The sequence below is a fragment of the Sphingobacterium spiritivorum genome (assembly GCF_016724845.1).
GTDB classification, from domain to species: Bacteria; Bacteroidota; Bacteroidia; order Sphingobacteriales; family Sphingobacteriaceae; genus Sphingobacterium; species Sphingobacterium spiritivorum_A.
Genome location: NZ_CP068082.1, coordinates 2,462,419 through 2,489,232 on the forward strand (window position 1 = coordinate 2,462,419; position 26,814 = coordinate 2,489,232).

The 26,814-nt window shown below is 42.5% G+C and carries 22 protein-coding genes; 15 read left to right on the forward strand and 7 right to left on the reverse strand.

Translation table 11 applies throughout. The features are described from left to right. The first annotated feature begins 150 nt into the window (after positions 1-150). From I6J03_RS10445 to I6J03_RS10495, 11 genes are read left to right on the forward strand one after another with little or no spacing between them, the layout of a single operon-like run. Entirely contained in the window at positions 151-1,518 is a 1,368-nt protein-coding gene (locus I6J03_RS10445) for a TolC family protein (protein ID WP_232279867.1), read from the forward strand. Between the two features lie 10 nt (positions 1,519-1,528). Beyond that, entirely contained in the window at positions 1,529-4,705 is a 3,177-nt protein-coding gene (locus I6J03_RS10450) for an efflux RND transporter permease subunit (RefSeq protein ID WP_003012684.1), read from the forward strand. A 23-nt stretch (positions 4,706-4,728) separates the two neighbouring features. Beyond that, positions 4,729-5,838, forward strand: coding sequence for an efflux RND transporter periplasmic adaptor subunit (locus I6J03_RS10455; RefSeq protein WP_003012682.1), 1,110 nt, complete (start codon positions 4,729-4,731; stop codon positions 5,836-5,838). A gap of 31 nt (positions 5,839-5,869) precedes the next feature. Continuing rightward, positions 5,870-6,409, forward strand: coding sequence for a TlpA family protein disulfide reductase (locus I6J03_RS10460; protein ID WP_232279866.1), 540 nt, complete (start codon positions 5,870-5,872; stop codon positions 6,407-6,409). 48 nt (positions 6,410-6,457) lie between these two features. After that, positions 6,458-6,904, forward strand: coding sequence for a protein-disulfide reductase DsbD N-terminal domain-containing protein (locus I6J03_RS10465; protein ID WP_003012678.1), 447 nt, complete (start codon positions 6,458-6,460; stop codon positions 6,902-6,904). Positions 6,905-6,914: 10 nt separating this feature from the next. Next, the gene (locus I6J03_RS10470) at positions 6,915-8,591 is read left to right on the forward strand and encodes a protein-disulfide reductase DsbD family protein (protein WP_003012676.1); all 1,677 of its coding nucleotides are present in this window, start codon (positions 6,915-6,917) and stop codon (positions 8,589-8,591) included. A gap of 30 nt (positions 8,592-8,621) precedes the next feature. Next, a complete protein-coding gene (locus tag I6J03_RS10475; protein WP_003012674.1) occupies positions 8,622-9,197 on the forward strand; it encodes a TlpA family protein disulfide reductase in 576 nt (191 codons plus the stop codon). A gap of 18 nt (positions 9,198-9,215) precedes the next feature. Beyond that, positions 9,216-9,842 (forward strand): TlpA family protein disulfide reductase, encoded by a 627-nt coding sequence (locus I6J03_RS10480; RefSeq protein ID WP_003012672.1) that lies wholly within the window; start codon positions 9,216-9,218, stop codon positions 9,840-9,842. 21 nt (positions 9,843-9,863) lie between these two features. Further along, a complete protein-coding gene (locus tag I6J03_RS10485; protein WP_003012668.1) occupies positions 9,864-10,319 on the forward strand; it encodes a DsrE family protein in 456 nt (151 codons plus the stop codon). 33 nt (positions 10,320-10,352) lie between these two features. Continuing rightward, complete coding sequence (locus tag I6J03_RS10490) at positions 10,353-11,771, forward strand: bifunctional metallophosphatase/5'-nucleotidase (RefSeq protein ID WP_003012665.1); 1,419 nt, start codon at positions 10,353-10,355, stop codon at positions 11,769-11,771. A gap of 55 nt (positions 11,772-11,826) precedes the next feature. Next, on the forward strand, positions 11,827-12,654 hold the full coding sequence (locus I6J03_RS10495; RefSeq protein ID WP_039990588.1) for an RteC domain-containing protein: 828 nt from the start codon (positions 11,827-11,829) through the stop codon (positions 12,652-12,654). A gap of 74 nt (positions 12,655-12,728) precedes the next feature. Here I6J03_RS10495 and I6J03_RS10500 read toward each other — a convergent pair whose 3' ends face one another. Together I6J03_RS10500 and I6J03_RS10505 are read right to left on the reverse strand one after the other, a co-directional pair. Next, positions 12,729-18,164 carry an N-6 DNA methylase gene (locus I6J03_RS10500; protein ID WP_003012661.1) on the reverse strand — a complete coding sequence of 1,812 codons (5,436 nt, stop codon included), beginning with the start codon at positions 18,162-18,164 and terminating at the stop codon, positions 12,729-12,731. After that, a complete protein-coding gene (locus I6J03_RS10505) occupies positions 18,151-18,588 on the reverse strand; it encodes a DUF1896 domain-containing protein (RefSeq protein ID WP_003012658.1) in 438 nt (145 codons plus the stop codon). Before I6J03_RS10505 ends, I6J03_RS10500 begins: the two co-directional genes overlap by 14 nt. Before the next feature lie 226 nt (positions 18,589-18,814). Here I6J03_RS10505 and I6J03_RS10510 point away from each other — a divergent pair, with 226 nt between their 5' ends. From I6J03_RS10510 to arsB, 4 genes are read left to right on the forward strand one after another with little or no spacing between them, the layout of a single operon-like run. Continuing rightward, positions 18,815-19,144: an ArsR/SmtB family transcription factor gene (locus tag I6J03_RS10510; protein WP_003012655.1), complete on the forward strand. Its 330-nt coding sequence runs from the start codon at positions 18,815-18,817 to the stop codon at positions 19,142-19,144. A gap of 58 nt (positions 19,145-19,202) precedes the next feature. Then, positions 19,203-19,667, forward strand: coding sequence for a DUF6428 family protein (locus I6J03_RS10515; protein WP_003012652.1), 465 nt, complete (start codon positions 19,203-19,205; stop codon positions 19,665-19,667). Between the two features lie 19 nt (positions 19,668-19,686). Continuing rightward, positions 19,687-20,298: an arsenate-mycothiol transferase ArsC gene (locus tag I6J03_RS10520; RefSeq protein ID WP_003012649.1), complete on the forward strand. Its 612-nt coding sequence runs from the start codon at positions 19,687-19,689 to the stop codon at positions 20,296-20,298. 6 nt (positions 20,299-20,304) lie between these two features. Then, the gene (arsB, locus tag I6J03_RS10525; protein ID WP_003012647.1) at positions 20,305-21,333 is read left to right on the forward strand and encodes an ACR3 family arsenite efflux transporter; all 1,029 of its coding nucleotides are present in this window, start codon (positions 20,305-20,307) and stop codon (positions 21,331-21,333) included. Positions 21,334-21,407: 74 nt separating this feature from the next. Here the strand turns inward: arsB and I6J03_RS10530 are convergent, their stop codons facing one another. From I6J03_RS10530 to I6J03_RS10550, 5 genes are all read right to left on the reverse strand, one after another. Beyond that, on the reverse strand, positions 21,408-22,289 hold the full coding sequence (locus I6J03_RS10530; protein WP_003012645.1) for an ORF6N domain-containing protein: 882 nt from the start codon (positions 22,287-22,289) through the stop codon (positions 21,408-21,410). Continuing rightward, positions 22,289-24,376, reverse strand: coding sequence for a type IA DNA topoisomerase (locus I6J03_RS10535; RefSeq protein ID WP_003012643.1), 2,088 nt, complete (start codon positions 24,374-24,376; stop codon positions 22,289-22,291). Before I6J03_RS10535 ends, I6J03_RS10530 begins: the two co-directional genes overlap by 1 nt. Positions 24,377-24,382: 6 nt before the next feature. Continuing rightward, complete coding sequence (locus tag I6J03_RS10540) at positions 24,383-25,858, reverse strand: DUF3945 domain-containing protein (protein WP_003012642.1); 1,476 nt, start codon at positions 25,856-25,858, stop codon at positions 24,383-24,385. Positions 25,859-25,943: 85 nt separating this feature from the next. Beyond that, the gene (locus I6J03_RS10545) at positions 25,944-26,252 is read right to left on the reverse strand and encodes a helix-turn-helix domain-containing protein (RefSeq protein WP_002996071.1); all 309 of its coding nucleotides are present in this window, start codon (positions 26,250-26,252) and stop codon (positions 25,944-25,946) included. Between the two features lie 25 nt (positions 26,253-26,277). Further along, complete coding sequence (locus tag I6J03_RS10550; protein WP_003012640.1) at positions 26,278-26,631, reverse strand: helix-turn-helix domain-containing protein; 354 nt, start codon at positions 26,629-26,631, stop codon at positions 26,278-26,280. Positions 26,632-26,814: the final 183 nt, after the last annotated feature.

A 26,814-nucleotide genomic window follows, 5' to 3' on the forward strand; every position in this document is an offset into this window, starting at 1 on the left:
AAGCTCATCATCCACTTTGCCCGCTAATTCTCTTTTCCTATTGACTGCGATGCGGTTTCAATAGGCTTTCTATTGTTTTCATTTTAAAATAATCTTAGGTCGTTTTAACCGACCTCTCCAAAATTGTATCGTAATATGATAAAACATATTATGGCAACCACATTATTATGGTTAGCCATTGTTGCTGCGCTTCCACTATATGCGCAGCAACAACAGGAATATACTTTAGGCAGCTTGTGGTCTAAAGTCGAAGAAAATTATCCCGGAGTTGGAGCCAAAATGTCGGCGATTGATGCTGCAAAGTATAACCAACGGGCGGTAAAAGGCAATATGCTGCCGCAGGTAAACGCACAGGCACAGAATACCTACGGTACTTACGAGGGAAGCGCAGGCGGATTTTTCCCACAGCCCGGCTTTTTCAATGTAAATGGTTCAGTGCCGTTAGACGGCAGTACCACCGCAGCTAATACCTTTGGCTCCGCCATTGTCAATTGGGAATTGTTCTCTTTCGGAAAGCTCCGTAAGCAAAACGAGGCTGCCGGAGCGTTGTATGATAAATCAGTGAGTGATAAAGATGCGTATGTCCTCAACCTTAAAAAGATATTATCTGAAAGATACATTACCCTTTTGTACAACAATGCCAAGTTGCAGTGGACAAAGAACAACGCCGAACGCCTGAACGATATTCGCAAAATCACTTCCGGTTTATCAGCATCAGGTCTTAGACCTGCTGCAGACAGCCTGCTTGCTTCATCGTCTTATGTACAGGCAATGGGCGAATACGATAAATGGAATGGCTTTAAAAATGCCGCTTACATCAAGCTGTTAGAACTGTACGGCGATGATACCGTTAATTATACAGCATCCGCTAACCGTTTCGACAATCCCGCCGAAAATAGCTTGAACAAGGTAAACACCATCAATCCCTCGCACCCCATTTTAGATGCTTTGGATAAACAGTCCGAGTATTACACGTTGAGCGGCGAGGCACAAAAAAGGTCTTCTTTGCCCTCTATCAATCTGTTGGGCGGTTATGCCTACCGGGGTACGGGCATCAGTCCCAACGGAAAGGTATCGGGAGCGTGGAAAGACGGGTTCAGGAATACCACCAATAATTTTTTGGCGGGTATCGGCATCACGTGGAATTTGACGAGCCTGCATACCAACCGGATGAAAGGCGAGCAACTTTTTAAAGAAGCCGAAAGTACCAAATTACTCCATTCGCAATACGAGCAGGCAATGCAGGCAGATTTGTCCGCTTCGCAGGCAAAAATCGTTCAGCAGTACCAGCAGCTTCAGAAAACGAAACTTGCCGTACAGCAGTCGCAGGATGCTTACAATATGTACCTCGCAAGGTATAAAAGCGGTTTGATCACGTTAAGCGAACTGTTACAGATACGCATTTTGCTGGAACAGGCAGAGAACGCCCACATCGAGGCTTCCCGTGAGTATTGGGTATTGCTGGCTTATGAAGCGGAGCTGACTGCCGATTTCGACTTTTTGTTTAACAACCTTTAAATAATCGTATATGAACATTATAAGATTTGCGTTAAGGAAACCTATTGCGATTATGGTTGTCGTACTGGCGATAGCTTTCTTTTCCTACAATACCATTAAAAAAATAAACGTAGATATATTCCCCGAAGTGGAATTACCTGCGATGTATGTGGCTATGCCTTACGGTGGTTTGTCCCCCGCCTATATGGACGGGTTTATGGCAAACGAGTTCCAAAAGGTACTCCTGTTTGTCAGTGGTGTAAAGAACATTGATTTTAAAAGTGTACAGGGTTTGACCCTGATGAAGCTGACCTTTTATCCCGGAACCGATATGTCGCAGGCTGCCGGAGAGGTATCTACTTCCGTTTCACGGGCAATGGGCTTCCTGCCGCCCGGAGCCGTCCCGCCGATGGTGGTACGCTTTGACGGTAGTTCGCTTCCGGTAGGAAACCTTGTGTTTGAAAGCGACCAGCGTTCCGTAAATGAAATACAGACATTGGCATTGACCAAAATACGCCCGATGTTCGTACAAATTCCGGGCATCACTTCTCCTGCGCCTTTTGGCGGTAACATCCGTTCCATTGTCATTAACATTGACCCCGAAGCAATGCAGGCGAACGGGTTAAGCCCCGAAGATATTACGGTAGCCATTACCAAAAACAGTCTTCCGTCGCCTGCTGGAAATATCCGCATTGGCGATGAAAACCTGATGGCTCCGATTAATTCTATTGCCAAAGGACCTCAAGAATTGTTGAAAACCCCTGTAAAAACAAGCGATAACCGTACAGTATATGTTGGCGATGTTGCCCGTGTAGAAGACGGCGCAGACCAGACCGTAGGCTACGCTTTGGTTAACGGCAAACGTTCGGTTTACCTGCCTATTATCAAGAAAGCAGATGCTTCCACATTGGATGCCGTGGAGAACCTAAAGGCAGCCATTCCGATGCTGAAAGACCAATTGCCGGAAGATGTAAAGGTCAGCTATGAATTTGACCAATCGAATTATATAGAGCGTTCTCTTTCCAACCTGATACACGAGGGTATTTTGGGAGCGGTATTTACAGGATTGATGATATTATTGTTCCTGGGCGATACCCGTGGAGCAATCATTGTGGTACTGACCATTCCGATTGCCATTCTTGCAGCAGTTACCACATTGTACCTTTTCGGACAGACCATTAATATTATGACATTGAGCGGGCTGGCTTTGTCCATTGGTATTCTCGTCGATGAAGCCACGGTAACGATAGAGAACATACACCAGCATATGGAAATGGGCAAGCCCAAACAGCGGGCGATTATAGATGCCCTGCTTGAAATCTCTATCCCCAAATTGCTGATTTTGCTGTGTATTCTTGCGGTATTGACACCTGCCTTTATTATGACAGGCATTCCAAAAGATATGTTTATGCCTTTGTCAATGGCAGTTGCCTTTGCGATGATAGCTTCCTTTTTGGCTTCGCAGACCTTTGTGCCTATACTGGCAAACTGGATGATGAAGAATAAGCACAACACGGAAGCCAACACACCGAGAAAGCGGGCTTTCTTCGATAAGTTCCGTGTAAACTATTCATTCAAGATGCGCAAATGGTCAACTAAAGCCATACCGCTTTTTGTGGTTTATGTATTGGTTGCAGGTGCTATTTCAGGCTTATTATTGACTGTTGTAGGTACGGATGTAATGCCCGTTTCCAATAACGGCGATTTTCAGATACGCATAGATGCTCCGTCAGGAAGCAGGCTCGAAAAGACCGAGCAGATTGTCAAAGATATTACCAATGATATTAAAGCAGAACTTCCCGAAAACGGATTGAATATTACTTCCGCATTTGTGGGGATGCACCCCGCAGGTTCGCCTATCAACCCGATATTCCTTTTCAGTAATTCATCAAACGAAGCGGTGTTGCAAATATCCGTCAATAAGGAAGTGTACGGCGGTTCGATGGAAGATTTTAAAGAGAAAGTCCGTAAAAAGATTATAGAAAAGCATCCCGAAGTCGCATTCAATTTTGAACCGATGGAACTGACCGAAAAGATTATGGGTCAGGGTGCGATGACACCTATCGAGGTTAAAGTCGGAGCAGGTCAGGTAAAAGGAGCTTATGCCCACGCATCAAAGATTGAGGCAAACCTGAAAAATGTTCCGTATCTGCGTGATGTACGCATTGCCGAACCTGTTGCTTACCCAAGTATGGAGATTGAAGTAAACCGTGACCTTGCCGGGCAGTTCGGTTTGACGATGCAGGATATTACCCGCAGCCTTATTACGGCTACTTCATCCACCCGTTTTACAGATAAAAACCTTTGGATTGACCCGAAATCGGGATTGGTATTCCAAACTCAGGTACAGATACCGGAGGGTATTATGTCGGAGGAAATATTGCGCTCGCTTCCGTTGAAAGCCGGAAGTCTTCGCCCCGTATTGGAAGATGTGGCAACCATACGCAGGGTTACGGCTCCTGCACAGGTAAACCGTAAGGGACCGAACCGTTATGTTACCATTGTTGCCAATCTGTATGACAAGGATTTGGGTACGGCATCAAGGGCAGTAAAGCAGGCGATTAAAGATGCGGGCGAAGCACCTCGTGGTACTGTGGTATGGACAGAGGGAACATTACAGTTATTGGATGATACATTGGGCAGTCTTTTGGCAGGTTTAGGAGTAGCTATTATTGCCATATTCCTGATGCTTTCGGCTTATTACCAGTCGTTCAAAGTGCCTTTGATTATCCTTTCAGTATTGCCTGCCGTGATTGCGGGCAGCCTTATCATTTTATTCCTGACAGGCAGTACACTTAACCTGCAATCCTATATGGGTATTATTATGTCGCTTGGGGTATCGGTTTCCAATGCGGTGTTATTGGTCAATCAGGCAGAATATTACCGTACAAAAATGGCGCTAAGACCTGTTAATGCCGCAAGGCTGGCAGCTTCGTCAAGGTTAAGACCTGTATTAATGACCGCCGCAGCGATGCTTGCCGGGATGTTGCCAATGGCATTGGGCTTAGGCGATGGTGCAGAGCAGGTAGCACCATTGGGCAGGGCTGTTATTGGTGGCTTGATTGCCTCTACTGTAACCATCCTGTTATTGGTTCCGCATTTCTTTTCATCTATGATGTCAAGGACGAAAGTCATAAGCCCGTCATTAGACCCTGACGATTGCGAGAGCAGGTATTATGCAGAACAATCCGGTAAACAAACGATATAATAAACTTTAAAACAATCATTACAATGTATCACAGCATTTCAATAAATAGAAAATCAACAGTAGTATTGGCATTGGCTACCTCGCTGGTATTGCTGCTTTCCGCTTGTTCCCAAAAAGAAAAGGAAAAAGAGCAGGCTAAAACCGAACAGCCCAAAGCAGTGAGTTATAAGACGGCTCCTGTACAGTTCATCAATCCCGAATACGAAATTTCGGTTCCGGCAGAACTGAAACCCTACGAGCAGGTAGCCGTATTCGCAAAGGTTACGGGCTTTGTGCAAAAAATGTACGTTGACCGTGGCGACAGGGTTCGTAAAGGGCAGCTTTTGGCAGTTTTGGAAGCTCCCGAAATGCAGCAGCAATATCTTTCGAGCAAATCATCGGAGCAAAAAGTACATAGTGATTATCTGTATGCTAAACAGGCTTATGACCGATTGGTTACGGCTTCCAAAACAACGGGAGCCGTAGCGGATATTGAACTCGACAGGGCTAAAAGTGCGATGGAAAGTGCCAAATCCGCTTATGATGCTTCGAGAGCAGGTACAGCGCATTCTTCGCAGTTGCAGCAGTATTTACGCATTACAGCACCTTTCGACGGGATTATTACACAAAGAAATGTTTCCGTTGGTGCTTTGGCGGGTACAGGAAGCAATACGCCTTTGTTTATGATGGCGCAGGGCAATAAGCTACGCCTAACATTATCCCTACCGGAAAAACACGCAGCATCCGTAAAACAGGGTATGACCGCAACGTTTACCGTTAGCTCGCAGCCGGGCAAAACATTCGATGCCAAACTTTCCCGTACATCGGGATTGCTTGACCAGCAAGACCGCTCGCTTACATTGGAGTTTGACGTGAACAATCCGTCTGGCGAATTGCAGGGTGGCGATTACGCCCAGGTTAAGCTCAAATTACAGCGTAAAGCCCCGTCCTATTGGGTTAAGAGTAAGTCCGTCCTGAATACACAGTCGGGTATGTATGTTTTAACGATGAACAACGACGAAGTAAAACGGGTAGCCGTAAATGAGGGCATCCGTTTAGATACGCTGACAGAGGTTTTCGGCAACCTTTCTCCAGAAGACAAAATCATTATCAAACCTTCGGAAGAAATCAAAGAGGGTAAAATAAATAAATAGGATTATGAGCGCATACATCAAAAGAATTGCCTTGCTCCCGCTAATGGTCATTACGGGATGGGCATACGCATCAATGAACGGAAACGGCATTGACGGAAAGATGACCGTAAATCAAGGCACTAATGGCGAACGCCAATTAGTGTCCGATGAACAGCAAACACCTGATTTGAAGTTCAAGGACGAAAACGGTAAAACCGTTTCGTTACACTCGTTAAAAGGAAAGGTTGTCTTTATCAATCTTTGGGCAACTTGGTGTCCGCCCTGCATCCACGAAATGCCCTCCATCAATGAACTGCGGAAGACCTTTAAGGACAATAAGGATTTGGTATTCCTGATGGTCGATGTGGACGGGAATATAGAAAAGTCAAAAGAGTGGATGAAGAAGAAAAAATTTGACCTCCCTGTACACGTTCCCGATAGTGAAATACCTCGTGAACTATTTGCAGGTTCTATCCCAACCACCATTATAGTAGATAAGCAAAACAACATCATCGGTAGGCAGGTGGGCGGTGCTGACTATTCTTCAAAAGAAGTCATTAACCTATTGACAAAACTTTTAAACGAAAAATAGTTGGCAATAGATAAGAAAAATATTCAGTAACAATTAAATGGTAATACAATGAAAAAGACAATATTTTTTGTGGCACTCTTATTTATAAGTGCCGCATCATTCGGACAAATACTAAAGCCTGTAAAATGGTCTTATGCTTCAAAGAAAATCAACGACAAAGAGGCGGTGCTGCTTTTAAAGGCAACCATAGATGACGGCTGGCATATCTATTCGCAGACAGTTCCTAAAAATGGTCCGCAACCGACAAGTTTTTCGTTCCAATCGTCGAAAGCCTACCAATTGAGCGGAAAGGTAATAGCAGCTAAACCTATTGTCAAACACGACCCTACTTTTGATATGGAAGTGGGCTACTACAAAAAATCTGTGGTGTTCCAGCAAAAGATAAAATTAACGGGCAATGCGCCTACGGTAAAAGGGACACTTACCTATATGGTTTGTAACGACAAGCAATGCTTACCGCCTGAAGAATTGACGTTCAGCATTGCTGTGAAATAAAGTATATCTTATGAAATTAATAGCGAAAATAATAACGATACTGTTCATCAGCGGGCTGATGTCTGTTACTGCAAATGCGCAGACGGACAGCCTTGTTTCGTATGATGAGGTGGAGTTTACGGAAATAACGGGACAGCAAACCGTTCAGCAGGACAGTATCGCACCATCCGCAGATCCGAAGACTTCGGTAAGCGAGGGAAAAGAAGCTACATTACAAAAGAATGAAACCACAACAGATACAGGTTCATTATGGGCAATCTTTATTGCGGGCTTCATTGGTGGCTTTGCGGCATTGCTGATGCCCTGCATCTTCCCGATGTTGCCCTTAACCGTAAGTTTCTTTACCAAGAGCGGACACACCAAAGGCAGGGCGGTAACGCAGGCAATGATATATGGCTTATCCATTATACTCATTTATGTGCTATTGGGCATTCTCATTACCGTAATATTCGGTGCTGATGCGCTTAACAGCCTTTCCACAAACGGGATTTTTAATTTCGCATTCTTTGCCCTTTTGGTCGTATTCGCTTTTTCCTTTTTCGGGGCGTTCGAGCTTTCGCTCCCTGCTTCGCTTGCAAATAAATTAGACCGTAAGGCAGACCGTGGTGGTTTGTTGGGGCTTTTCTTTATGGCAGCAACATTGGCGGTCGTATCGTTTTCCTGCACAGGTCCGATTATCGGAACGTTACTGGTACAGGCTGCCACAATGGGCGAGCTTTTAGGTCCCGCTATCGGGATGCTGGGCTTTGCGTTGGCTTTGGCAATACCGTTTACACTTTTCGCAATGTTCCCAAGCCTTTTAAAAAGTCTTCCGTCTTCGGGTGGCTGGCTAAACAGTGTAAAGATTACGCTCGGCTTTTTGGAGCTGGCACTTGCTTTGAAATTTTTGAGCAATGTTGACCTTGCCTATCATTGGAACTGGTTTGACAGGGAAGTCTTTTTGGCACTCTGGATTATTATTTTCGGGTATTTGGGCTTTTATTTATTGGGCAAGCTCCGGTTTCCCGGCGACAGCCCTGCTGTAAATATAAGCCTGCCAAGAATGGTGCTTTCAATGGTGGTGCTTGCCTTTACCCTGTATATGGTTCCGGGATTGTGGGGCGCACCCTTAAAATCCATTTCGGCATTTTTACCGCCACAGGCAACGCAGGATTTTGACCTGTACACGCCCTCATTGAGTGGAACACAGGCAAGCCATTCAACGGGCAGTAAAGCTCATAAATATTCAGACATATTCCACGCTCCGTTAAACCTGAACGTATTTTTTGATTATGACGAGGGAATGGAATATGCGAAAAAAGCGGGTAAGCCAGTGATGCTCGATTTTACAGGGCACGCCTGCGTAAACTGCCGTAAAATGGAAGCATCGGTATGGTCTGATAAAGATGTACTCCGGCTATTGAATGAAGAGTTGGTTATAATACAGCTTTATGTGGACGACAAGACCGCCTTGCCACAGGCAGAGCAATCTGTATCATCGTTCAGTGGCAAAAATATCCGTACCATAGGCAATAAATGGAGCGATTTTCAGGCGAGTAGATACAACGCCAATTCGCAACCCTTTTATGTGCTTTTAAACCCCGCCAACGAAGAAATTTTGGTAAACCCTATCGGAGCAGACTATGACCCGAAAAGCTATCACAGCTTTCTCCAATCGGCAATAGACCGATACAAGAGTAAGAATTAAAAGAATTAGACAACAGTAAAATTATTCAATATGAAAATGCAATTTAAAAATTTGGTAGTTCGTTCCGGGATTTTCATCATCACAGCCATTTCGCTGGCAGCTTGTGGAAATACGGATAAGGGCAAAGAAAACGCATCAGATAGAGGGAACGCTCCAATGGAGGAAGTAGCGGAAGCGGAAGCTCCGGTTTCGACAACTTCGGATATTTCCTTTAAGGATGAAAGCGGAAAAACCGTAGCCTTAAACTCATTAAAAGGTAAAGTTGTATTCATCAACTTTTGGGCTACGTGGTGTCCGCCCTGCATCCATGAAATGCCGTCCATCAACAAGCTAAAGCAGACTTATAAAGACAAGGATATTGTGTTCCTGATGGTGGACGTGGATAACAATATGGAAAAATCCGCTGCTTTTATGAAAGACAACAAGTATGATCTGCCTGTGTATGTTCCTGTGGACAATATTCCACCTGATTATTTAGGCAGTGCTATCCCGACTACGGTTATACTGGATAAAAGTGGCGATATGATAGCCCGTATGGAGGGTGGCAGGGATTATACAAGCCCCGAAATTACCAAAGCGCTGAATGAATTGGTCGAAAGCAACTAACAGATAAAAACAGGAACTATGTTGAAAAATAAAGAAGTTTCAGAAGAAAAAAAGCCATCTGGAAATAAGTTTTCACTCTTCATCAGAAAAAATGCTCAATATATCGTATTGGTAATCGCCGTTATTATACTGGTAAACCCCGATGCAAAATCATTCGTGCTTCGTCAGTTAATGGCAACAGGGCTTTTTAATGCGAGTATAGATAAAAAGGGCGATGGCACGGTAAGCCAGGCGAACACAGATTTTGATTTTGCTGATGAAAAAGGAAATATTCAAAATACCGCATCACTACGTGGCAAAGTTGTATTTATAAACTTTTGGGCTTCGTGGTGTCCGCCTTGCAGGGCTGAATTTCCCTCTATCGAAACGCTTTATACCCAATTCAAGGATAACCCTGATATATTCTTTCTGACAATCAACGAGGACAGCGACCCTGCAACTGGTAAGGCATACCTTGAAAAAGAAAAATTTTCAGTCCCGATGTATCAGTCAAATGGCAATGTTCCGGCAGAGATTTACTCCGGTGCATTGCCTACTACCGTTGTATTGGATAAGAACGGAAAAGTCAGATTGCACCACGCAGGATTTGCGAATTACGCATCAGACAAGTTCGTAAGACAGATAGAAGAGTTAATAAATGAATAACGAAACAAAAGGAATTTTAAAATGAAAAGATTACAAGCCTTGTTTATAGGGATATTGTGTTTTACATCTGTAAGCGCTTTTGCACAACAAAAAACCGATACCGTTTTTGAACCTGCAAAAGCATATAAAAAGCATTACAATGCCCTATACATTTTGAACGAAGCAGAAGATAAAAAAATTAGAGGAATGCTTCGCAATATAAATAATGTACTGAATGACCCACGACTGAAAGGCAAGCTGCACATTGAAGTTGTTGCATTTTCTGACGGCGTGGAAATGTATAAAAAAGCTAATAGCTATCAGGAAATATTGATTGCGCTAAAAGACAAGGGCGTTGTATTCGCTCAATGTTCAAAAACGATGGAGGAACGAAAAATTGAAAAAAAAGAACTGTTTGATTTCGTGAATTACGTTCCGAGCGGTAACGGGGAAATCATATTAAGGCAATATGAGGGGTGGGCGATTGTTCATCCTTAATCAAAAAATGTTTCAAACCCAAAATTCAATATTATGGAATTATCAATAGGATTTATAAACGATGTACACGGCTATCTCGAACCGCACCCCGAACTGTTTTACAACAAGAATGGAGAATATGTAAAAACAGCAGGCGGATATGCAAGGATTGCAACCATTTTCGAGAAGATAAAAAGCGAAAATGAACATGTCTTATTTTTCGATGGGGGCGACACCTTTCACGGCACTTTGCCCGTGGTATCTTCAAAGGGCGAAGCACTTATACCCATTTTAAACCAGCTCGGTCTTAGCGGAATGGTTGGGCATTGGGATTTCGCTTACACACCCGAGCATCTTGTTACGTTGGCAGAACAGCTTAATTACCCTGTACTGGCGATTAATGTTTTTAACGGGGACGGCACACTGTTCCTAAAGCCGTATTCATTTATCGAGGTTGGCAATATCAAAGTAGCTGTGATAGGAATTTGCGCCAACATCATAGATAAAACAATGCCCGATAAATTTAGCAAAGGGATCTATGTAACCGATGCGATGCAGGAAATAAACGGCTACGTGGAGGAAGTGAGAGATCAGGGAGCTGACTTGGTTATACTTTTATCCCACAACGGCTTTCCGCAGGATATTGAATCGCTGAAACACACCAACGGTATTGATATTTGCCTTAGTGCACATACGCACAACAGGCTGTATGAACCTGTAAAAGTGAATGACACTCTTATAATCCAATGCGGCTGCCACGGTTCTTTTGTGGGACACTTAAAGCTATCTGTTTCAGACCATAAAATCACACACCACGAATATGAACTTATAGAAGTGAATGAGCAAGTTGCCAGCGATAAATCTATGGAACAGATGGTAAATGATATTATGGTTTCGTACAGAAGCCTGCAAAAGCAGCTTGTCGGAAAAACGGAAACAATCTTACACCGATATTCAACATTTTCATCGTCAATGGATGATTTGCTGCTAAAAGCAATCAGCAATGCGGCAGATGTGAAGATTGCTTTTTCAAACGGTTGGCGATATGGTGCGCCTATTGATAAGGGAGATATTACCGTGTGGGATTTGTACAATATGGTTCCGATGAACCCGGTTATAACTACTGTGGATATGACAGGGCAAGAGATAATTGATATGCTTGAAGAAAACTTTGAGCGTACTTTTTCAGCCAATCCTATGCAGCAAATGGGCGGATATTGCAAAAGGCATATTGGGTTGCAAATTAAGTTCCATATCGAAAATCCCTGTGGCTACCGAATAGAAGAAATCTTGTTTGAGGGCATACATCTTAATAAGCAAAGCACCTATAAGGTTGCCTACATTACCCAACAAGGTGTTTCGGATAAATACGGTAGTAACAGAATAGATTTAGAAGTAACTACCATACAAGCCCTAATTACTTACTTGAACGAAAGTAACGTTGGTGCAAATACCAATTTTTCGGGAGAATGAACCTGTGAGAATACGGGGTTTTACTCATAATTATTTTAACATTAAGCCTAATGCTATGGAAAAACAATATGAACATTGCGTACAAAAGTTAGACCATAAGATTGAAGAACTGACAGCCGAAACGGAGAACCCGATTGTCTTAGCCCATCAGTTAATAGAACTCCTATTAGGCTGTATGGCTGAACTAAAATCTTATGTAATGGAAAATGGTTTTAAAAATTCAGACGAAGAGATATATTTCTTCAAACATATAAAACCTGTTTTCCTCTCAAAACTTATTTATTACAATGCCATCTATAAAATAGAAACTAAAAAGCCTTATGGTAATGGCAAAGCCATAAAGAAATATATAGGCAATGAGCTTGCAAAGCTGAAAAGGTTTTTCGATAACAATCTCGACTTTTATAAGTATTACAGAACCAACAACACCTACCTTGATGAAAAATATTTTATCAGGGGCAAGTATGATATAAAATTGAGCTTAGATACTTATTACTTTGAAACAGACCATAACTTTACCACATCCCACGATTATAAAGTCGCTAAAATAATAGCAAATGATCTGATACAAGTCTATTTGGAAGACCAGCTTAATTATAGCAGTAAGAAAAAGACATCGGAAAAATCACCATTAAACTGGACGGCAAGCAAAACCGCATTAACGGAACTGATATACGCTTTGTATGCACAAGGCGTGTTTGACAATGGAAATGCCGATATTAAAATAATCGCCAAAACATTTGAAACCACCTTTAATATTGATTTGGGCGACTTCTACCATACATTTATGGAATTGAAAGCACGAAAGATAAACCGCACCAAATTCATTGACAGTTTGCGGGATGCACTGCTAAAACGGATGGACGAGCAGCAAGAAGACTAGCAATAAAAATTTGATAAGAAAGAAAACGAGGACTTGCAGATCCTCGTTCACTTTTTTGTTTGCTCCCATTACAATTACAGTACCCCTCGTGGCAGATGAACACCTTTCGTCCGTACAATACTTTCAGAAACCTTTTGATTTTCTTGCTTTTTTTCGGCTTGTTCCGCAGGTTCTTCTTGCGTTTCGGGTTTTATGGATAAGTGTATTTTACGTTCAACAGAAGCCAGCTCCGTTTTGAGTTCGCTCAATCGGCTCTCTTTACTCCATGTACCGTTCAGCACTTCCTGAAGAACAGGTAAATCCTTTTGTATTTCGGCTATTTTCTTTTGCTCCTGTTCAATGTAGGCGGGTAGCTTCTCCAAAGCATTAAGGAAATTAGCAGATGCCAGCTTTTCATCTTTAGCGATGATCCCGTTGTTATACGTGTATTTGATATTGCCCTCGCCCTGTATCAGAAAACGGTTTACCCGAATATCCACGCCCTCTTTTTGTGACATTTCCGTTTTTACCAAAAGCTGAAAACCATAAAGACTGCCGATTTCCTCATAATCTCCACCTGTACGCGATTTGTCCGAAAGCTGGTTGAGCTTTGCACCGATCTGTTTTATATCTGCATTGGACGGTAAGCCGTCCAGCTTAATAAGGTTTGCAACAGTACCGTCAGGCAGTTTTTGGATGCGCCCTTCCAGGTTATTCCAATCGAGGCTCATCCGGTCGAAGCGGGATTGGGCTTTGTCCAATTCTGCCGTATAATCGTCCAACTTGTATTTGGCACTATACTTAGAACGGTTGAACGATTGCCTTTCGCTTTCCAGCCCGGCAATCTGTTTTTCTATTTTGGCTTTTTCCAAAAGGTCTGTATTCCCCATAAGGATAGCTACGTACTCCGAAAAGTTCATACCCGATTTTTCGTCCATACTGCCCTCGTCAATCGTCCGTTTGCCGAGATTGTTGGATTTTAATTGGTTTATGAATAGCTGTTTGTTGTACAGTAGGTTGAACTTATAGCTGTCCAACGATTTTTCTACTGCATAGATAATTACGTCCACTTTGTTATTATTAAAATGTTTAGCGATTTCATTGCCTTTCCGGATAGCCCGACCGTCCCTTTGGGCAAGGTCGCTCGGTCGCCACGGCGTATCCAGATGATGTACGGCAACGGCTCTTTTCTGTGCGTTTACACCTGTACCGAGCATACTCGTTGAGCCGAACAGCACACGGATTTTACCGCTGTTCATTCCATTGATAAGCTCCTTGCGTTGCTTGTCATTTTTTGCTTCCTGTATAAACCGGATTTCGTGTGCAGGTATGCCGTGGTCTTCCACGAGCTTGCGCTTAATTTCGGAGTACACATTCCATTCGTTCGGCTTGTATGTTCCCAAATCCGAGAAAACGAACTGCGTACCTTTCTGTACATTAAACTTGTTGTAATACTTGGCGATGTTTGCTGCGCAGTGCGAAGCCTTGTTATCAGGGTGGTCTTTGTAATGCGGGCTTACCATCCGCATATCGAGCGACATCTTACGGGCGTAATCCGTAGCGATGAGCATCTTGGCTTTTTCTTCTTTTTTAGATAGCGGTTCTCTGCCGAGCAATTCGCCTTTGCCAGTTTTGGCAAACTCCATCAGCTTTTCGATAAACTTCTCCTGGTCAGGCGTAGGCGGTATGTTATAGAATATCTCGTTCTTTTCGGGGCGGTCTATGCCAATCATTTCGGCTGTCCGATAATCCGTGATTTCGGAATAGAATTGAGCCAGTTCAGGCACTTTGATAAAATAGCGGAAACGCTCTTTTGCTACGATATTGTTAGCTACCGAAAATTCATAATCGGTTGTTTTCTTCGCATAGATTGCCGCCCACGCATCAAAGGATTTGATACCCTGTTTTGCCAACGCCCGTGGTCGCAGGTATTTGAAAAGCAGGTATAATTCGGTAAGCGAATTGCTGATGGTTGTTCCCGAAAGAAAGGTTGCACCCATATCCGCATCAATACGCTCCTGTATGGTACGAACGGCAAAGAGCAGGTTCATTGCCTTTTGACTGCCTTGTGGGTTGCCCAATCCCGCTACCCGTGAATGCCTTGTATTGAACATCAGGTTTTTGAATTGGTGGCTTTCGTCCACAAACAAATGGTCGATGCCCATCATCTTGAAATCAACTATATCATCTTTGCGGTTTTCAATATCGTGTTGCAGGGTTTTGAGCTTTACTTCGAGGTTTTCTTTTTGTTTTTCTGCTCCGGTAAGCATCCATTTGGTTACATCATCGCCCTGGCTTCGTAATACATCGAGGTTTTCCTCTACACTGTCCAATTCTACTTGCAGAATTTCCTTTTGTATTTCGGGCGATTGGGGTATCATTCCGAACTGGTCGTGTGTCAATATCACGCAGTCCCACTCGTTGTTTTTAATATCGCCGAAAATCCGCTTGCGTTTTTCGGGCGTAAAGTCATCAATACCGGGATAGAGAATTTTGGCGTGGGGATAGGCGGTGCGGTAGGCTTCGGCTATTTCAGGTATATTCGCTTTCAGCCCGATAATCATCGGCTTGTGGGCTAAACCCAAACGCTTCATTTCCTGTGCGCCTGTACACATTATCAACGTCTTTCCTGCACCCACTTCGTGATCGCAGATAGCGCCGTTGTTCATCTTTATCATCCAGACTGCATCCTTTTGGCTTGAATACAGGTCGTCAATCTTTAATCCCCTGCGGTCTAATCCCGGAAACTCCTGATGTGTGCCGTCATAATTCGGTCGGACAAAACAGTTAAATGTGTCGTTGTATTGGTCGGTCAGCCTTGTTTTGAACTCATCATTCTGGGCGTGAAGCCAGTCGGTAAAGGCAGTTCGGATTTCGTCAATCTTGGTGTTCGCCATTTGTATGGCTTCCATATCTCGCACCTTGACATCCTTGCCATCTACCTCTACGGTTTTTGATATATCAGGTGTGGTATTGACGAGGGCGTGTTTGAGCAGGGCAATTCCGTCATAAGTCCGATTTTGGGCTTTGACCGCATATTTGTCCCAAATATGTACGTTCTTCTGCTTGCAGGTTACGGAAAAATCATCGGCACTATCCGAATAATGCACCCGGACTTCTGCATCGAAAAGGTGTGATGCAAACCGTGCATAAATACCCGTGGGTATCCAGCGTTCGCCTAAATTAAAATCGAGTTCTTCAAATTCAATTCGTGCCGGTCGGGCTTCTTCCAAAACGCTAAGGCTTTCTTTGGCTTCGGCATCATCGGGATTGTTTTCGAGGTAGCTTCTTACTTCCGCCGCTTTTTCAACCACGTTGCCTGCAACCCAGCGTTCCGTTATTTCATATTCCTGCTCCAACGGGTTGAAGAAGATCCTGCCGTGCAATGCTTCTTTCAGCGTATCGGCAGGCATACTGCTGATTTCGGACATATAGTCCAAATCCACGCTTCCGTATTTGTTCAGCGAAGCCGCTAACGCCTCATCGGGATTGTCTGTTGCTATCGTTGCTGTAGAAAAACTTACCGGACGGCTGAATATATCCGCCTTGTGTATCACGCCGCCCACAACACGCTCCAAATAGGGCATTTCCTTACCTGCATTATCTGTCTTAATGAGCTTGATATTCTCGGCATTGTTCAGATTGCCGTATCTTTTGACAAAGGCATCGTACAATCGGTTAAGGTTTTCCCTTTCTTCCTTATGTTCAGTTTGTTGCTGGGCTTCTTTGGTGTAAAGCTGTTGGTAAACATCACGTACCCCGATATACGCTTCGGCTCTTGCTTTTTGTAAAGTGGGTAATTGCAACGGGTGGAAAATAGCCGTACTGTCTGCGGTATCTACACTTTGCAGATAGCCCACCCAGCCATTGTCCACCACAAGGCAATCGTTTCTATGGAACGATTGCAACTCGCCACTAAACGGCGCAGGTTCGGGAATGGCATTAATAATGGTGTTAGGAATGGCTGGCTTATCAGCTTGGCCATTCTCGTCTTGTTGCGAAAATAAATCGCCGATTATTTCCTGTTTTTTTCCGTTGGATGATGTATTACCGTTGGCAGAATTGTTAGAAACAGGAGGCACATAAGGTTGTTGCATTGCAGAACTGAACAGGTCGGGCTGGCGACCGATAGGCATTCGTGTTCTTCGGGTAGTCTGCCTTTTGGTTTGCGTTGCTTTCTTTGGCGGAGCAAGAACGGCTACAGGTTCGTCCGCATTTTCAAACAGGTCGAAAATGCTTAACTGCTTTAATTCCTGTGGACTTTCCTGTATTACGGTGTGTGTTGCAAAAATCGGTGGTTCGGGCTGGATGATTTCACGCTCAACAACGGGAGGCGGAATTACTGGCGTTGGAATTTGTATCAAAGGTTCATCATTCTGTTCGCTCCTGTATAAAGATACATTCAGATACTTGCCAAAATCATCTGAAAGCATTTTTTTGAGGTCATCGGCAATGCCCTCAACGCCGTCTTTGTGTATAAAGATTAATGCAGGTTGCCCGTATGGGTCGGTATCTAATTTCCAATCGGTATGTACAATTCTTGTACTATCCTGAAATAAAGCATTGTTAGGTGTATCTTGCTCGGTTCGGTTGCTTATGCAAAACAATTCTTCCGTATCGGTCAATCCTTGCTTTGCCGTATTCTTTTGCAGGATAATCAGGTCGCTTCCGACTTCTGTACCTGCATAATCCGTGAACAGGTTATTAGGTAAGCGGACGGCTGAAACCAAATTGTTATCCTGCATTAATGCCCTGCGTATCGGCTCATTCTTTGGACTGTTTAAAATGCCTTGTGAGGTAATGAAAACCTGTAAACCGCCCTCACGGAGCATATCATTACCTTTCAAAAAGAAATAGTTATGAATGCTTCGGGCAGCTTGCTCTTTTGCAGGGTTCCTGCTACGGGAATAAGAAAGGTCGAAAACCGAAGTATCGCCAAAAGGGATGTTACTGGCAACGACATCGTAGCTGTTTTGTTCCTTTTCGGGTATTTCCTCAAAACCGCTTATGCGGATATTGCTTTCGGGATAAAGTTGCTTTAAGATTTTACCTGTCAGCAGATCCTTTTCATAGGCTGTAACTTTTACCTGTTGGTTTTCAGAAAAGGATTGTATAAACGAGCCGATACCTGCGGACGGTTCGAGGAATTTATCAATCTTCAAACCGCTATCACGCAATGCGGAAGAAACGGCATCTATAATCTGCGGTGGTGTATAGAATGCCGTGAGTACGGAGCTGCGCATACTGTCCACATAGCGTTTGTATTGCTTTTCGTCTGTGGCGTTCTCTTTTAAGACCTGATGCAGTTCCTGTGTAATGGGGAAAAGGCCGTGTTCGGTTTTTCTCCAATTATTGATGTCAATTTCATTCTCTACGGGGTTCAGAACGAATTTAAGACCGCCAAATCCGCTGTATTGCATCATTAGCAGTCTTTCGCCTGCGGAGGCTTGTCGGTTCTCCTTTTCCAGTTTAAAAGCAATCCGCAGGGCATCAATATTCTCTTGGAGATGTTGGCGTTTACTGAAGCCCATTTTCGGCTATCCATATTGCGATTGCTCCGGTTATCTCGGTATAGAGCTGGTCAAACTCTGTGGTATAAGCGAAATCATCGGTTAGTTCATATTGGGCAAAAACAGGTTCGCACAGACGGAACATTTTCAGGGCAAATGGTCGCAGTTCTTCGTCTGCCATCAGGGTATCAAACTCATTGCAGACCACTTGAAAAATGGTATCGAAACGGGAAAAGTGCAAGCCCTCAAACAGTATGTAATTGGCTATCTCGTTGCACTGTTCAATAGCATTTCCCGAACTGAAAGCACCCTCGTAAGCGTTGGCAGCCCACGAAGAACGCTGGTCTATAAATTTCTGGTCGCCTGCTTTTTCGGGGAAGCCGGAATTAAGGTGTTCTTGCAGTCGTAATCTGTAATACGACAAGTCTTTTTGCTGTGTATCCATACTATAATTTTGTTTAGAATTTTACGTAAAGCCTAAAATTATAGCGGTAGATAAGCGGGTTTGGAAATGTGGCAGGGTTTGGCTTTGAGAGGTAGTGTTTTGCTATTTGTGATGGATAACTGAAATGAAGATGTGTAAAGAATTAAGTATCGGAATATAAATTTTCGTAAAACTATTTTGTGGTTTAAATAATTTATCGTAATATTGCGATGAAATTAGATGTAAGATGGGCTTAACAAAAACAGAAATATTTACAGAACAGCAAAACAGCTTAGCAACCTCTTTAAAGGCATTGGCTCATCCTGCCCGTATAGCTATCCTGCAATACATCATTAAACAGAATGCTTGCATTTGTAATGACTTAGTTGAGGAATTAGGGTTGGCACAGGCTACGATTTCACAACATTTAAAAGAGCTTAAAAACATTGGTGTCATTAAAGGCAATATAGAGGGAACAAGTGTGTGCTATTGTATTGATGAAAATGTTTGGCAGCAGATTAAAAAGGAAATCAATAATTTCTTTATAAATAATGTAGGAGTTGATAAATGCTGTTAAGCATTTTTTTTGAATATGTTAATCGTAATAAAGCAATATAACAATTAAATAAAAAACAATGAAACTATCAAACATCAAAGAAATCTTACCAACATTAGATAATGTTGAATTTCAGTTAGAGAATGGAACATTTGTTCCCGAACATTTTCACGTTACAGAAATAGGCGTAATTACAAAACACTTTATTGATTGTGGCGGAACAATTAGAAACGAAAAAGTTGTCAATTTCCAATTATGGAATGCAAACAACTTTGAACACCGATTAAAGCCCACCAAACTATTAAACATCATCAAACTATCCGAAGAAAAATTAGGTATTGAGGATGCCGAAATAGAAGTAGAATATCAAAGCGAAACAGTTGGCAAATACGATTTGGATTTTAACGGAAACCAATTTGTTCTGAAGAACAAACAAACCGCTTGTCTGGCAAGTGATGCCTGTGGTATTCCTGCCGAAAAACAGAAAGTAAAATTATCAGAGCTGAACAATGCCTGTTGTACACCAAATTCGGGATGTTGCTAAACACTAAAAAGAAAATACGATGTATCAAAAACTAATCGAAACCATTAGCAACAAAATAGACGTTCACAGCATCAGCGAAGAACGCAAAGCCATATTACAGCCGTTGATGGATTTTGTACAGCAAAAAGTAAACAACAGGCAGGATGTGAATATCAATTTCATTTGTACCCACAATTCCCGAAGAAGCCATTTATCACAGGTTTGGGCACAGGTAGCATCAGCACATTTTAATATCCCCAATGTACACTGTTATTCGGGTGGTACGGAAGAAACGGCACTGTTCCCGAAAGTCGCAGAAACATTGACCAATAAGGGATTTAAGATTTTCAAAATTGCAGACAATAATAATCCTGTATATGCTATAAAATACAGCGATAATGCTTTGCCTGTTATCGGCTTTTCAAAAAAATACGATAGCCCTTTCAATCCTGTATCAGCATTCGTAGCCATTATGACCTGTTCACAGGCAGATGGTGGCTGTCCTTTTATTGCAGGTGCAGAAAAAAGAATACCTATCACATTTGAAGACCCTAAAATATCGGACAATACACCGGAGCAATCAAAGGTATATGCAGAGAGAAGTTTGCAGATAGCAACCGAAATGTTTTATGTCTTTTCAAAAATCAGTTAATAACCAATGCAACCAAAACTAAAATTTCTTGACCGTTACCTAACCTTATGGATATTCCTTGCAATGGCAGCAGGTATAGGATTGGGACATTTCTTTCCGGGTATCTCAAAAATTACGGACAGCCTATCCGCAGGCACTACAAATATTCCTTTGGCAATAGGTCTGATACTGATGATGTACCCGCCATTGGCGAAAGTGGATTATTCATTATTGCCCCAAGCGTTTAAGGATAAAAATGTAATTGGCATATCCTTATTGCTCAATTGGGTTATCGGTACAGTGTTGATGTTCGGATTAGCCGTTTTGTTTTTACGCAACGAAACCGATTATATGGCAGGCTTGATACTGATAGGTTTGGCAAGATGTATCGCAATGGTAATCGTATGGAGTGATTTAGCAAAAGCCAATAGAGAATATACAGCGATGTTAGTTGCGTTAAACAGTATCTTTCAGGTACTTTCTTACAGCTTCTTAGTTTGGTTATTCATCAACGTATTACCAAGCAAATTAGGCTTAGCCAATTTCAATGTAAGCGTATCAATGAAAGATGTAACAGAAAGCGTATTGATATATTTAGGCATTCCTTTCTTGTCAGGTTTCATAAGCCGTTACGCATTGGTAAAATCAAAAGGCATAGAATGGTACAATAGGAAATTTGTCCCTGCTATTTCGCCTATTACTTTATATGCTTTGTTATTTACTATCGTGCTGATGTTTAGCTTAAAAGGCGATAAAATAGTAGAGTTACCAATGGATGTGGTAAAAGTTGCCATACCGTTAGTAATCTATTTTGTACTGATGTTTTTCGTGAGCTTCTTTATCAATAAATCTTTAAACGTTCCTTACGACAAAAATGCCTCAATAGCCTTTACAGCCACAGGAAACAATTTTGAATTGGCAATAGCCGTAGCAATAGCGGTTTTTGGTATTCAATCTCCACAGGCGTTTGTAGGCGTTATAGGACCGTTGGTAGAAGTTCCTGTACTGATATTATTAGTAAGAGCAAGTTTATGGCTAAAGAAGAAATACTATTAAAGCTAATTTTAGAACGTTAAGGTATTTTAAGTGTCAAAATAGAAAGAAGCCCTCCGGATTTCAGAGGTTTTTATTTATTGTGTGTTTAATATTTGGAGCATCCTGCCGACTTCAATATCCATCCGTGAAAAGGCAAACCATTTTTTGCCCAGGTCTTTGAGCGATGCCCCGATATGGTAAAGTTCTGTTTGGTCTATTATCATAAATCGGTCGTGGGCATCGGAGAAAGTCTTAACCTCAATCGGGGCATATTGGCTGTTGTACCGTTGTACATCCAGCCGTAACTGATTGCTGATAGTTTTGGTATAGATTGTCGCCGTTACATTGTCTTTACGCTTTCCCAACAAAGTAAGTACCGTATCATCCACGTAGTTATCCAGCAGGATAATGGAGCTGCTGGCACTTCGTACAATATCCGACACAAAGGCGTAGGCATCGAAAACCTGACCGTTGTAAAAGATGCCTTTTTCGCTGTGGAGCTTGTCGCTTTCCAAAGCCTTAAAGATTTGCTCAATTTTTTGGTCGGCTTGTAATTGCTTCAATTCGATATTGTCCAAACGATGAAACAGTGAGGCGTTGCTGATAAGCATACGCCGCATTTCTACAAAAGCATCCATAATCTCAATACTGACTTTTACGGCAACATCCGAACGAAGCACCGCAGACAGCATCGCAATTCCCTGTTCGCAAAAAACGTAGGGCAGGTAACGTCTTCCGCCTCGCCCTACGTTTGAGGTTCCAATTTGGAACCTCAAAAAATCGCTTTCCTCATCAGTCAGTTGGAAACAGAACTTTTCGGGAAACCTGTCTAAATTCCGTTTTACCGCTTTGTTCAGTATTTTAGTTTCTACTTCATAAAGTGTGGCAAGGTTGCTGTCCAGCATTACCTGTTTACCACGAATGGTATAAATCAGGTTCCTGATTTCTTTGGGTATGATAGTTGGCTTATTTTCCATTACTTCTTGTAGCTTTTGTTTTTGGCAAATTCAAAAGAGGTTTTGTAATCTTTATCTAATACGATGTAAGCATCAAACTTTTTTCCTGCTTTGCTTTTCATTCCTTTGATAAGATTGGTTTTTCCTTTATTCACAAGGCTTTCAATATCAGCTACGCTGATTTGCACTTCACACACATTGCGGAACTGTACCCAATTACAATTTTCATCAGGGCATTTGACAATCTTATCACGGATAATGAGTTGCTGGTTTTTGCATTTCGGGCAAACCAATTTCGGCAGATTGTTTTGAGCAATGGAAGTTTGCAGCAGTTCATCAGTAATGGATTTCGCAAAAGTTTCCATTTCTTTTTGGAATGCACCTGCATCCGCTTCGCTGTTTTCGATTTTCTGCAATGCTAATTCCCATTCGGCGGTCATTGCCACATCAGCAATTTTTTGGTCTTTAACCAATTCGTACACCTGCAATCCTTTTTCGGTAGGTATCAAAGATTTCTTTTCCCTTTGGATATAGTTACGGGTAAATAGGGTTTCAATAATCGCTGCTCTTGTGGCAGGCGTACCGATGCCGATATTTTGCAGGGCTTTCCTTTCCTCTTCATTTTCGATTTCTTTCCCTGCGGTTTCCATAGCCGACAAAAGCCCCGCTTCGGTATAAAGCAGGGGCGGTTTGGTTTTCTTTTCGAGAACGGTAGCCTCTTTTACTTTGAGTTCATCGCCCTTTTTCAATTCGGGCAAATCCTGTATGGGTTCGGCATAGTCTTCCGAAAAATTACCTTTAATCATACGCCAGCCAGCTTCCAAAATTTTACAGCCTTTTGCCGTAAATTCATAGTGTATTGCCTGTAAGGAAACAACGGTTATTTCTTTGATACAGGCTTGCGAAATGGCTTCGAGCAATCGAAAGGCAATCATATCATACAGCGCATTTTCGTCCGCACTCAATACGGACGGGATTTTATCTGTAATCAATAATCCGTGGTGGTCGGTAACACGCAAATCGTTTACGATACGTTTATTGAAACGCCCCCATTTTATTTTGGATAAAGAAACTTTGCAGGTTTCCCTGTTTTGTAATGCCCTTACGAGGTTAGGAATTTCAGCCCACATATCTTCAGGAATGTATTTGCTTCCCGTACGTGGATAGGTAATAAACTTCTTTTCGTAAAGGCTTTGGGCAATATTCAGCGTTTTTTCGGCAGAGAGGTTCAGCTTTTTGTTGGCTTCCTTTTGCAAGCCTGTGAGGTCAAAAAGCAGGGGCGGTTGCTCGGTTACATTTTTACTTTCTACGGAGGTAACAGTTACAGTATTGCCGTTCCTTTCAATAGAACTTAATGTATCATCTGCCAACTTTTTATCCTGCCATTTGGTTGTGGAAATGCTTTTAAAATCAATTTGCTCTTTGTTGTGCAAGAGCTGTATCTGCCAGTATTTCTGAACGGAGAAATTTTTGTTGTCGAGGTAGCGTTTACAAATCAAAGCCAATGTAGGTGTTTGCACCCTGCCGAGCGAATAAATGCCGTTGCCTGCGGCTATGCTCAATGCCTGTGTAGCATTGATGCCTACGAGCCAATCGGCACGGCTTCTGCCTTGTGCTGCCTGATACAAGCCGTCAAATTCCTTTCCGTCTTTCAGACTGGCAAAGCATTGTTTAATGGCTTTTTCTGTAAGCGAGCTTATCCATAATCGTTGGAAAGGTTTGTTGCATTTGAGGTGGCTGTAAATGTACCGAAAGATGAGTTCGCCCTCCCGACCAGCATCCGTTGCCACAATAAGGCTTTCACTTTGGTTAAACAGCTTTTCAATAACTTTTAGTTGTTTCAGTGCGCCTGCATCGGTTTGATAGCCTTTGTCCTTTTTCACTTTTCGGACGGTCAGCATAAAAGGGTTTGGAAGTATCGGCAAAGATGCCTTGTCAAACCCTGAAATACCGTAATCTTCGGGCATTCCCAATCCTATCAGATGTCCGAATGCCCACGTAACAAAATAGCCGTTACCCGTAAGGTAGCCGTCCTTTTTATCGTATGCACCCACAAATCCGGCTATTTCCCTTGCTACGCTTGGTTTTTCTGCGATTATTGTTTTCATATTGATTTACACTTTTCTGCCTTTAGATTTTGCAGGGGCTTTGGGTTTGTTCTGTTGATCCTGCTGTTTTTCATTTTTTGGTCTTTGTTGTCCCGATTTCAAAGGCTCGTTGACATTTTTGGTCGCTTCGTTGGTTTTGCCCTCCGAATTGACGGCAGTCTGCGTTTTGTGGCTTTCGGCAGTTTCTACCCGTGCTTTATACTGACCAGGAAACTCAAAATTGGTTTTTCCGGTATCTTTATCAAAAGTGATATAACCCTTATATGGCTGGTCTTTTTTATCTTTCAGTTCAACATAAATAGTTTGTCCAGCTTTGAACTTGTTGTACTGCTCATCATCAAGTTCCTTACCTCTAAAGGTTTTAGGCGCTTCCTGCGGTTGGCTTTGTTCACTGCTTTGCTGATTGTTCTGTTGGTTCGTTTGCGCCTGCTGATTGTTGTTGGTTCTGTCAAACAGGAACTCAACATATCTTTTGTCCGCATTGAACTGAACATTGGCACTAAACTCATCACCCTTTTTAGAAATCATCCCCTCCAAATAAAGCGGCTTGCCATCCAATAAGGTTTGCTTTTGCTCATCGTTCAATTTCACGCCCTTAATCTCATCGGGGATTTTGATAAATTCTGTCTTTAGGGCTATCAGCTCATTGGTCAGCCTGTCCACACTGATGATGGACGGCATCAGTTCTCCTGTTTTGGAATTTACCAAATTTACCACACGCCCCATATTGCCTGTTTCGAGCAGGTTTTTCTTGTCCTCATCGGTAAATTTGTGTCCGAAAAACTCAAAGTTCAAGTTTGGCTCTTTCCTGATGCCGTGTATCGCTGCCACAACTGTTCCGTCCGGTGCGTTCTGTAAGGATAAGCGGGCATCCGTGCGTACAATAGCACCGCCGAGATTTACGCTTACAGGTACAAGGTCATTGGTTTTATAACCTCTTAGCAATGGGTCTAAAAGGTTCAATTTTTCGAGGCGTTCTTTACCTATTCCCAGATTGTTCATTGTTTCCCAATCAATCTGCTCCGGTTTAAAGCGATATTCGCTGTTGTCCGTAGTTGTCAGTGTTGTTGCCATATCATTTTTATTTTCTTGTTTTTGTTCATTTTGTTCATTTTGCGGTTCGGCTTTTACCTCGTTCTTTTTCATTTCTTTTGCACCTTCGGGCGTAGGATTATCTATCTGCTTTTGCATTTCCTGTGCCTTGTCTAAGGCTTCATCAGCCGATACTTTGAAGAATGAAAAATTGGTGGGATTTTTTATCTGCCTCCAAAAATTGGAGAAGAAGTTGGAGAACAAATCGCCGTGCTTGTCCACACGCATAAACTGGCTTTCATTTTCCTTTGTGGGGTCGGAAGTCTTTAAGTTGCCGTTTTCATCAATGCCAGTAACAGCCTGGATTTTGTTCTTTTGCTTATCCAATACCAGCAATATATCCGATAGCTGTTCGGGGATTACTTGTTTATTTTCTGTTTCTTCGCTCATAATTTGAATATTTTAAAGTTCAAATACCGAATGTATAGGTAGCGTTCGCTCGCTTGCCCGATGTGGCAGTCAAAGGCAGTGTTTGTCATCCATTGGCGTTCAGTTTGGGCAGAGGCGGATTAAAACTTTCCCTGATGAACTGATGCACGTCTGATAGTTTGTAATACAGCTTTCCGCTTATCGTGTAATACGGCAACTTGCCGATGGAGCGGTAGCGTTGCAGGGAACGATTGCTGATTTTCAGCATTTGCAGTAAATCCTGATTGTCGAGCAATTCCTCTCCGTCAATGCTGTTACGCTTCTTTTGTAAGCTGTCTATATTGTCGCCCAGCATATCGAGGCGTTCCATTAAGCGTTCCATCCACGCCAAAAATTCCATTCTGTCAATATTCATAGAAATATGCTTTTGAGGGTTCAACCTATTTTTTATCTGCCTTTAGCTTCCTGCCTTTTTCGATATAGCTTTTTCCCTTAGCCATAAGCTCTTGTACAAATTCATCGCTGCTTTGTATGGCATTGGCATTGAGCAGATCCTTGATTGCTCCAATCGTATAGAAGTATTGCCCGTAGAGTTTTGAATAAGCTATTTCGCCTTTGGTACGCATACGCCACAAAGTCTTTTCGCTAATGTGCAGGTATTGGCATACCTCGTGGTTGTTCAGCCACAGGTCATCGTAGCCTGTATCATTCAGCCTTTTGAGATAATCGGCAATCGTATTGATACGGCTGTTAAGCTGTTGCCACGCTTCTTCTTCGATAGTGATTATTTTCATTGCATTGCTATTAATGTTCACAATGCAAAATTGCTAAGGGTGGGAGAGTTTGTCTGCCAATGTCTGCCAATTGGTTTGGCGGTTTTTTGAAAATTTTTGCAATTGCATAAAACCCTTATTCAGTAAGGGTTTTGAGGCTTTTGAATTATTTATTACAGCATTTTGCTCCAATTTGCCAATGGG

Bases quoted from the DNA above. Each gene is read 5' to 3' on its own strand.
- I6J03_RS10520 (WP_003012649.1), top strand. From the start codon at position 19,687: ATGTATCAAAAACTAATCGAAACCATTAGCAACAAAATAGACGTTCAC.
- I6J03_RS10530 (WP_003012645.1), bottom strand. From the start codon at position 22,289: ATGGAAAATAAGCCAACTATCATACCCAAAGAAATCAGGAACCTGATT.
- I6J03_RS10445 (WP_232279867.1), top strand. From the start codon at position 151: ATGGCAACCACATTATTATGGTTAGCCATTGTTGCTGCGCTTCCACTA.
- I6J03_RS10550 (WP_003012640.1), bottom strand. From the start codon at position 26,631: ATGAAAATAATCACTATCGAAGAAGAAGCGTGGCAACAGCTTAACAGC.
- I6J03_RS10500 (WP_003012661.1), bottom strand. From the start codon at position 18,164: ATGGGCTTCAGTAAACGCCAACATCTCCAAGAGAATATTGATGCCCTG.
- I6J03_RS10480 (WP_003012672.1), top strand. From the start codon at position 9,216: ATGTTGAAAAATAAAGAAGTTTCAGAAGAAAAAAAGCCATCTGGAAAT.
- I6J03_RS10545 (WP_002996071.1), bottom strand. From the start codon at position 26,252: ATGAATATTGACAGAATGGAATTTTTGGCGTGGATGGAACGCTTAATG.
- I6J03_RS10535 (WP_003012643.1), bottom strand. From the start codon at position 24,376: ATGAAAACAATAATCGCAGAAAAACCAAGCGTAGCAAGGGAAATAGCC.
- I6J03_RS10510 (WP_003012655.1), top strand. From the start codon at position 18,815: ATGGGCTTAACAAAAACAGAAATATTTACAGAACAGCAAAACAGCTTA.
- I6J03_RS10455 (WP_003012682.1), top strand. From the start codon at position 4,729: ATGTATCACAGCATTTCAATAAATAGAAAATCAACAGTAGTATTGGCA.
- I6J03_RS10495 (WP_039990588.1), top strand. From the start codon at position 11,827: ATGGAAAAACAATATGAACATTGCGTACAAAAGTTAGACCATAAGATT.
- I6J03_RS10450 (WP_003012684.1), top strand. From the start codon at position 1,529: ATGAACATTATAAGATTTGCGTTAAGGAAACCTATTGCGATTATGGTT.
- I6J03_RS10470 (WP_003012676.1), top strand. From the start codon at position 6,915: ATGAAATTAATAGCGAAAATAATAACGATACTGTTCATCAGCGGGCTG.
- I6J03_RS10490 (WP_003012665.1), top strand. From the start codon at position 10,353: ATGGAATTATCAATAGGATTTATAAACGATGTACACGGCTATCTCGAA.
- I6J03_RS10485 (WP_003012668.1), top strand. From the start codon at position 9,864: ATGAAAAGATTACAAGCCTTGTTTATAGGGATATTGTGTTTTACATCT.
- I6J03_RS10475 (WP_003012674.1), top strand. From the start codon at position 8,622: ATGAAAATGCAATTTAAAAATTTGGTAGTTCGTTCCGGGATTTTCATC.
- arsB (WP_003012647.1), top strand. From the start codon at position 20,305: ATGCAACCAAAACTAAAATTTCTTGACCGTTACCTAACCTTATGGATA.
- I6J03_RS10505 (WP_003012658.1), bottom strand. From the start codon at position 18,588: ATGGATACACAGCAAAAAGACTTGTCGTATTACAGATTACGACTGCAA.
- I6J03_RS10540 (WP_003012642.1), bottom strand. From the start codon at position 25,858: ATGAGCGAAGAAACAGAAAATAAACAAGTAATCCCCGAACAGCTATCG.
- I6J03_RS10465 (WP_003012678.1), top strand. From the start codon at position 6,458: ATGAAAAAGACAATATTTTTTGTGGCACTCTTATTTATAAGTGCCGCA.
- I6J03_RS10515 (WP_003012652.1), top strand. From the start codon at position 19,203: ATGAAACTATCAAACATCAAAGAAATCTTACCAACATTAGATAATGTT.